Origin of the sequence: Alloalcanivorax gelatiniphagus (assembly GCF_005938655.1) — a bacterium.
GTDB classification, from domain to species: domain Bacteria; phylum Pseudomonadota; class Gammaproteobacteria; order Pseudomonadales; family Alcanivoracaceae; genus Alloalcanivorax; species Alloalcanivorax gelatiniphagus.
In genome coordinates, this window is the sequence record NZ_VCQT01000046.1 from 388,048 (window position 1) to 394,716 (window position 6,669).

Sequence of the window (6,669 nt, forward strand, 5' to 3'; positions counted from 1 at the left end):
GGCGACGGGGGCCGCCCTGTCCGCTATAATTCGCCCTTCGTTTTTTGACGGTGAAGACAGCGGATATCATGGATAAAACCTACCAACCCGAGCGCATTGAGCAGGCCTGGTACGAGACCTGGGAAGAGGCTGGGCATTTCCGCCCGTCCGGCGAGGGCGACCCGTTCACCATCGTGATTCCGCCGCCCAACGTGACCGGCAGCCTGCATATGGGCCACGCCTTCCAGGACACCATCATGGACACCCTGGTGCGCTACCGGCGCATGCAGGGCCGCAATACCCTGTGGCAGGTGGGCACCGACCACGCTGGCATCGCCACCCAGATGGTGGTGGAGCGCCGCCTGGCCGCCCAAGGCACCACCCGCCACGAGCTGGGCCGCGAGCAATTCCTGGAGAAAGTCTGGGAATGGAAGGCCGAGTCCGGCGGCACCATCACCCGCCAGCTGCGCCGCATGGGCGCCAGCGTGGACTGGAGCCGCGAGCGCTTCACCATGGACGAGAACCTGTCCCGGGCGGTGCGCGAGGTGTTCGTGCGCCTGCACCAGGAAGGTCTGATCTATCGCGGCAAGCGTCTGGTCAACTGGGACCCGGCGCTGCACACGGCGATCTCCGATCTGGAGGTGGAAAACCGGGAGGAGCAGGGCCACCTGTGGCACTTCCGCTACCCTCTGGCGGACGGCTCCGGCCATCTGGTGGTGGCCACCACCCGCCCGGAAACCATGCTCGGCGATACCGCCGTGGCGGTGCACCCGGAAGATCCGCGCTACAAGGACATGGTGGGCAAACATATCCGCCTGCCCCTGGCTGACCGCGAGATCCCCATCATCGCCGACGACTACGTGGACCCGGACTTCGGCTCCGGCTGCGTGAAGATCACCCCGGCCCATGACTTCAACGACTACGAGATGGGCAAGCGGCACGACCTGCCAATGATCAACATCCTCACCGACGACGCCCGGCTCAACGACGAAGTGCCGGAGGCCTATCGCGGCCTGGACCGCTTCGACGCCCGCAAGAAGGTGGTCGATGACCTGGACGCCCTGGGCCTGCTGGAGAAGGTGGCCGATCACACTCTGCAGGTGCCCCGTGGCGACCGTTCCGGCGAGGTCATCGAGCCCTACCTGACCGACCAGTGGTTCGTGGCCGTGGAGAGCCTGGCCAAGCCCGCCATGGAGGCGGTGGAGAACGGCTCCATCCAGTTCGTGCCGAAGAGCTACGAGAACATGTACTTCTCCTGGATGCGCGATCTGGAAGACTGGTGCATCTCCCGGCAACTGTGGTGGGGGCACCGTATCCCCGCCTGGTACGACGAGGACGGCAACATCTACGTGGGCCGGGACGAGGCGGAAGTACGCGCCGAGCATAACCTTGGCGACCGCCCGCTGAGTCAGGACGAGGATGTGCTGGACACCTGGTTCAGCTCCGCGCTGTGGACCTTCTCCACCCTGGGCTGGCCGGACCAGACCGAGGAACTGAAGACCTTCCACCCCACCAATGTGCTGGTCACCGGCTTCGACATCATTTTCTTCTGGGTCGCGCGCATGATCATGATGACCCTGAAGTTCATGGATGAGGTGCCGTTCAAGACCGTCTATGTGCACGGCCTGGTGCGCGACGCGGAAGGCCAGAAGATGTCCAAGTCCAAGGGCAACGTGCTCGACCCGCTGGATCTGATCGACGGCATCGAGCTGGACAGCCTGGTGGACAAGCGTACCCGCGGGCTGATGCAGCCGCAGAAGGAAAAGCAGATCGCCAAACGCACGCGCAAGGAATTCCCGGAGGGCATCAACGCCTACGGCACCGACGCGCTGCGCTTCACTTTCCTGTCGCTGGCGTCCACCGGCCGCGACATCAAGTGGGACATGGGCCGCATCGAGGGCTACCGCAACTTCTGCAACAAGATCTGGAACGCCGCCCGCTATGTGCTGATGAACACCGAGGGTCAGGACTGCGGTCTCAACCCGGACGGTGGCGAGGTCACCCTGTCGCTGGCGGATCGCTGGATCATCAGCGCGCTGCAGCGCGCCGAGCGGGAAGTGAGCGAGGCGCTGGATCAGTTCCGCTTTGACGTGGCCTCCCAGGCCGCCTACGAATTTATCTGGAACGAGTACTGCGACTGGTACCTGGAACTCTCCAAACCGGTGCTCTACGGCGACGACTACAGCGAAGCGGAAAAACGGGGCACCCGACGTACCCTGGTGCGCGTGCTGGAAGCGATCCTGCGCCTGGCGCACCCGTTCATGCCGTATATCACCGAGGAAATCTGGCAGAAAGTGGCTCCGCTGGCCGGCACCGGCCCGGTGGAGGGAGACGCCGCCAGCGCCACCATCATGCGCCAGCCCTACCCGGCCGCCGATGACGCCCGCCTGGATCAACAGGCCGAGCAGGACATCGAGTGGATCAAGGCGGTGATCACGGCGATCCGCAATATTCGCGGCGAAATGCGTATTCCCCCGGGCAAGGCCCTGGAAGTGTTCCTGCACAATGGCAAGGACAGCGACCGGGCGCGCCTGGATGCCAATCACAACTTCTTGTGCCGGCTGGCCCGGCTGGAGTCGATCACCTGGCTGAGCCCGGAAGACTCGGCGCCGGCATCGGCCACCGGCCTGGTGGGCGATATGGAAATCCTGGTGCCGATGGCCGGGCTGATCGACAAGAACGCCGAGATCGAACGCCTCGGCAAGGAAATCGATAAGCTGCGCAAGGAAGTGGCCCGCGGTGACGCCAAGCTGCGTAACCCCAACTTCGTGGACAAGGCCCCGGACGCGGTGGTCGCCAAGGAACGGGAGAAGCTCGACGATTACCGCTCCCAGCAGGCGCGCCTGGAAGAGCAACTGGAGAAGATCAAGTATCTCTGAACCGATGGACGCCGACGACCCGCGCCGCGCGCGCATTCTGATCGCCGCCCGGAACCGCTTCGCCCGGGAAGGGTTCCGCCAGGCGGAGGTGAAGGCCATCGCCGGCGACGCCGGCGTGGGCAAGGCGACCATCTACCAGTTCTTTCCCTCCAAGGACGCGCTGCTGCTGACGGTGGTGGAGGAAAATCTCACCGCGATCCGCGATCTGGTCCTGCGTGAACTGCTCTCCGGGGCGCCGCCGTTGCAGCGCCTGGAAAACCTGTGCCGCGCGGTGGCCCGTTTTCTTGAGCGGGAACGGGATTTCTCGCGGCTGCTGATCCAGGAGGCCGGCGAGTTCCTCGGCCCCATCCAGCAACGCTATCTGCAACTGATGGACGATAATCTGCCGGTGGCGGAGGCGTTCTTCGAGGAGTTGCGCCGGGACGGTTACTTCACCGCGTTGCCGACCCGCGACACCCTGCTGATGATGGTCAATCTGCTGGTGGGCACCACCTACACCTGGGTGCTCACCGGGGAAGGCGAGCCGGAGCGCCAGGCGGTCACCTACATGCGCGTGCTGATTCGGGGCCTGCGCGACAGCCCCTGATCCTCAGCCCTTCTTCAACTCCAGCAACTCCGGCGATGCCTCGCCGCCCAACACCACCGCTTCGGCGATGCCGATCATCACCCGCTGGCATTCCTCCAACCGCTGGGCGGAAAACTCCCCGTTCTCGAAGATATACAGTGAATAATTCTCGAGAATCCACAGCATGGTGCGCAGCACCAGCGGGTCCAGCTCGCGGCCGGTAAGCCGGCCGACCTCGGCGGTGACCACCTGGGCGGCGATGCGCTGGGCGCGCTCCCGGTGGGGGGCCAGGGCCGAACCGGATGAGCGGGCCTCTTCCATCATCAGGTTGATGACCGGCCCCATGCTCAGGTGATAGTCGAAATACACCTTGGTGGTGTTGTGGATGATGGCGCGCACGGAGCGAGCCTGGCGCATCTCCTGGTGGAAATGCAGCAGCATGTTGTCGATGAAGATGCGGTAGATGTGCTCCAGCACATCCATCTTGTTGCGGAAATACTTATAGAAGGTACGACGTGACACCTTGGCGGCGTCCAGCAGATGCTGAACCGTGGTCCGGTCCAGCCCCCGCTGGGCGAACACGTGCATCGAATGAATCAGGATCTCCGCGCGGGCCTGGGAGCGCTGGCCACCCTCTTGCTCGGCATGGGCTTCCAGAACCTGGTTCACCACCTGGCGTATGGCGTCGAGATCGTCGGGTCCGCGTTGCACGTGACTTATCCCCTGTTTTTGTTTACCCGGCCGCTAGCTTAACCAAGCCCGCCCAAGCCGTAAACAAGGAGTTTATTAAGCCGCCACGGCACCGCCGTCGGAGCCGCCCGGCCCTGCTTTGCGGCTTCTCAGGCGCTTCCAGACCTTCTCGTGGAAGTGGTAGCCCACGGTATTCACGCACGGTTCCACCAACGCGGTGGCGCCGCCGATGCGCCAGTCGCCGGTCATCGCCCAGACCACCAGAAAGGCCACACTGATGTGCATTACGCCGAAACTCATTGTCTTGATCACCGGGCACCTCCTTCGCTGCGCCACCGATACAAGCAAATGATATCCATTCTCACCGATAGTGAATAGCCGGCCATTACTATTTTCTTAATAGCACTGCTCTATCGAAGGCCGTTAATTGTTGTAAAGCTCCGGGGCCGGAGGTGCGCGGCGTCTCCCATCGGCTTACTCTGAGCCGGTACCGGCGGGCGCCCCGCCATGAATGGATAAGGACCCCCCTATGGACGACCGGAAAGCCCTTCTTATTCTGCACGGCAAACAGGCCGCCAACGGAGACGTGCGCGAGGCGGTGATGGCCCGCCGGGACGACGGCTGGGACCTGGCCGTGCGCGTCACCTGGGAAGGCGGCGACGCTGAACGCTATGTCCGCGAGGCCCTGGATCTGGGCTACCGCACCGTGATCGCCGCCGGCGGCGACGGCTCCGTGCGTGATATCACCCAGGCGCTGATGGCCTCCGGCGAGGATGACCTGACCCTGGCGGTGATTCCCCTGGGCACCGCCAACGACCTGGCCACCGCCGCCGGCGTCCCCCAGCAACCGGCGGACGCCCTGGCCTTGCTGGACCACCCCGCCGCGCCGGTGGACGTGATCCGGGTGAACGACAGCTATTTCCTGAACATGGCCACCGGCGGGTTTGGCACCGAGGTGACCACCGAAACCTCCGAGGATCTGAAGGAAATGCTGGGCGGCGCCGCCTACCTGCTCACCGGGCTGACCCGGTTCGCCGAGGTGCGCGCCGCGGAAGGGCAATTCGAAGGGCCGGACTTCCACTGGAAAGGCGAGTTTCTCGCCCTCGGCATCGGCAACAGCCGCCAGGCCGGCGGCGGCCAGCGGCTGTGCCCGGAAGCCCTGATTGATGACGGCCTGATGGACGTGGCCATCCTGCCCTCCAACATGGACCTGCTGGCCGGCGTGCGCGGCCTGTTCAGCAGCGGCGAAAACGGCGGCAAGGAAGGCCTGTTCGAACGGGCCCGCCTGAAGCGCCTCACCATCACCACGCCGGAACCCATGCACCTCAACCTGGACGGCGAACCCCTGGAAGCCACCCGCTTCGAGCTGGAGGTCTTGCCGCAGGCCCTCAAACTGGCACTGCCCGAGGACAGCGCCCTGCTGTCCTGAACGCCTCAGTCGCCCGGCGCATCCCCGCGCCGGGCGCTCTCCCCCGCCACCGGATTCTTCCGCGTCCCCGGATTCTTCTCCGCCAACGCCGCCACCTGCACGTTCAGCGCATTGGTGGAAATCAGCACCTCCCACAGGGAGAAAATCAGCGACAGGGACAGGCTGATCAGGCTGGCGCCAAACAACACCACACCGGTCAACTCCAGGTGCAGGTACAACCCGAACATGGACAGCGTGCACAACAGGAAGCTCAGCACCCCGGCCACCTGCATGTACTTGGTCAACACCACCCGCCGATGCAACAGCCCGATCTGACGGGACGCCACCTCGTGATGATGCGTCTTCTCCTCATCCGCCAACTTACGAATGATCTGGGACAGCACCAGGAAACGGTTGGTGTAGGCCAGCAAAAGCAGGGAAATGGCGGGAAACAACAGCGCCGGAGTGGTCAGGGTCATGGATGGCTCTAGCTTGGGATTAGTCGATGGTTTGAAGGACTCTAGCCCATGTCGCTCTGTTTGTCGCTTAGCACGCCGGTGAACACCGCTGGGGTCGGGCCACCGGAAGTGCTTGATTCCGGGCGGTTTTCTAGCCCAGACGCGTTCTCTGGAGGCGTTAAGTGGTGCTTTGGGGGCTTTATAGAGGGCCGCTAAGCCGCTTTTGAGGGGGTGTTTTTGGGGGGAATTGTTTTGGAAACAGGGGGTTATCGGGGTCCGACCCCGAGGGGGGAGGGTTCGGGTAGAGGGGTTTCTGGGATTGGGTTGAGGGGCACGCTGTAGGAACGGTTCTGGTATTGGGTTTCGGCCGGGGATTGGGCGAACGCGCTTAAAGAAAGCGGTAGGAGCGACTGGGCGGCATCCCGCTTTAGTCGCGATGGGTTGGCACGGTATGCCTGACGGGGTGGAGGGCTGACCTACTTTAGGTGGCGAGCGGTGCTCGCCATCGCTTCGCGACGCCTTCGGCGCCTCCGCCTGGCACCTTCGGTGCATCGGCGGTCACATGGGCCTTTGTAGGGGGAGACGGCATCAAATCCTAAATACAAAACACCCCCGACACTGGCGTGGCGCGGGTCTCTTTTTCACAATTCCCAGCCCACCAGACGGGCTCCCTCCTCGGATGCCCTCCTT

The 6,669-nt window shown here is 63.9% G+C and carries 6 protein-coding genes; 3 read left to right on the forward strand and 3 right to left on the reverse strand.

The window, feature by feature from the left end:
* Positions 1-68 precede the first annotated feature (68 nt).
* Both FGS76_RS19330 and FGS76_RS19335 read left to right on the forward strand, forming a co-directional pair.
* Positions 69-2,858 (forward strand): valine--tRNA ligase, encoded by a 2,790-nt coding sequence (locus tag FGS76_RS19330; protein ID WP_138774266.1) that lies wholly within the window; start codon positions 69-71, stop codon positions 2,856-2,858.
* Between the two features lie 4 nt (positions 2,859-2,862).
* A complete protein-coding gene (locus tag FGS76_RS19335) occupies positions 2,863-3,444 on the forward strand; it encodes a TetR/AcrR family transcriptional regulator (protein ID WP_138774267.1) in 582 nt (193 codons plus the stop codon).
* Positions 3,445-3,447: 3 nt separating this feature from the next.
* Here FGS76_RS19335 and FGS76_RS19340 read toward each other — a convergent pair whose 3' ends face one another.
* Positions 3,448-4,134: a TetR/AcrR family transcriptional regulator gene (locus tag FGS76_RS19340; RefSeq protein ID WP_138774268.1), complete on the reverse strand. Its 687-nt coding sequence runs from the start codon at positions 4,132-4,134 to the stop codon at positions 3,448-3,450.
* Positions 4,135-4,209: 75 nt separating this feature from the next.
* The gene (locus FGS76_RS19345; RefSeq protein WP_138774269.1) at positions 4,210-4,425 is read right to left on the reverse strand and encodes a DUF2061 domain-containing protein; all 216 of its coding nucleotides are present in this window, start codon (positions 4,423-4,425) and stop codon (positions 4,210-4,212) included.
* Positions 4,426-4,642: 217 nt separating this feature from the next.
* Between FGS76_RS19345 and yegS the strand changes: the two genes are divergently transcribed.
* Positions 4,643-5,542 (forward strand): lipid kinase YegS, encoded by a 900-nt coding sequence (yegS, locus tag FGS76_RS19350; RefSeq protein WP_138774270.1) that lies wholly within the window; start codon positions 4,643-4,645, stop codon positions 5,540-5,542.
* A gap of 5 nt (positions 5,543-5,547) precedes the next feature.
* Here yegS and FGS76_RS19355 read toward each other — a convergent pair whose 3' ends face one another.
* Positions 5,548-6,000: a DUF2721 domain-containing protein gene (locus FGS76_RS19355; protein ID WP_138774271.1), complete on the reverse strand. Its 453-nt coding sequence runs from the start codon at positions 5,998-6,000 to the stop codon at positions 5,548-5,550.
* Positions 6,001-6,669 lie beyond the last annotated feature (669 nt).

Coding starts and splice junctions, on each gene's coding strand:
- FGS76_RS19355 (WP_138774271.1), bottom strand. CDS start 6,000: ATGACCCTGACCACTCCGGCGCTGTTGTTTCCCGCCATTTCCCTGCTT.
- yegS (WP_138774270.1), top strand. CDS start 4,643: ATGGACGACCGGAAAGCCCTTCTTATTCTGCACGGCAAACAGGCCGCC.
- FGS76_RS19330 (WP_138774266.1), top strand. CDS start 69: ATGGATAAAACCTACCAACCCGAGCGCATTGAGCAGGCCTGGTACGAG.
- FGS76_RS19335 (WP_138774267.1), top strand. CDS start 2,863: ATGGACGCCGACGACCCGCGCCGCGCGCGCATTCTGATCGCCGCCCGG.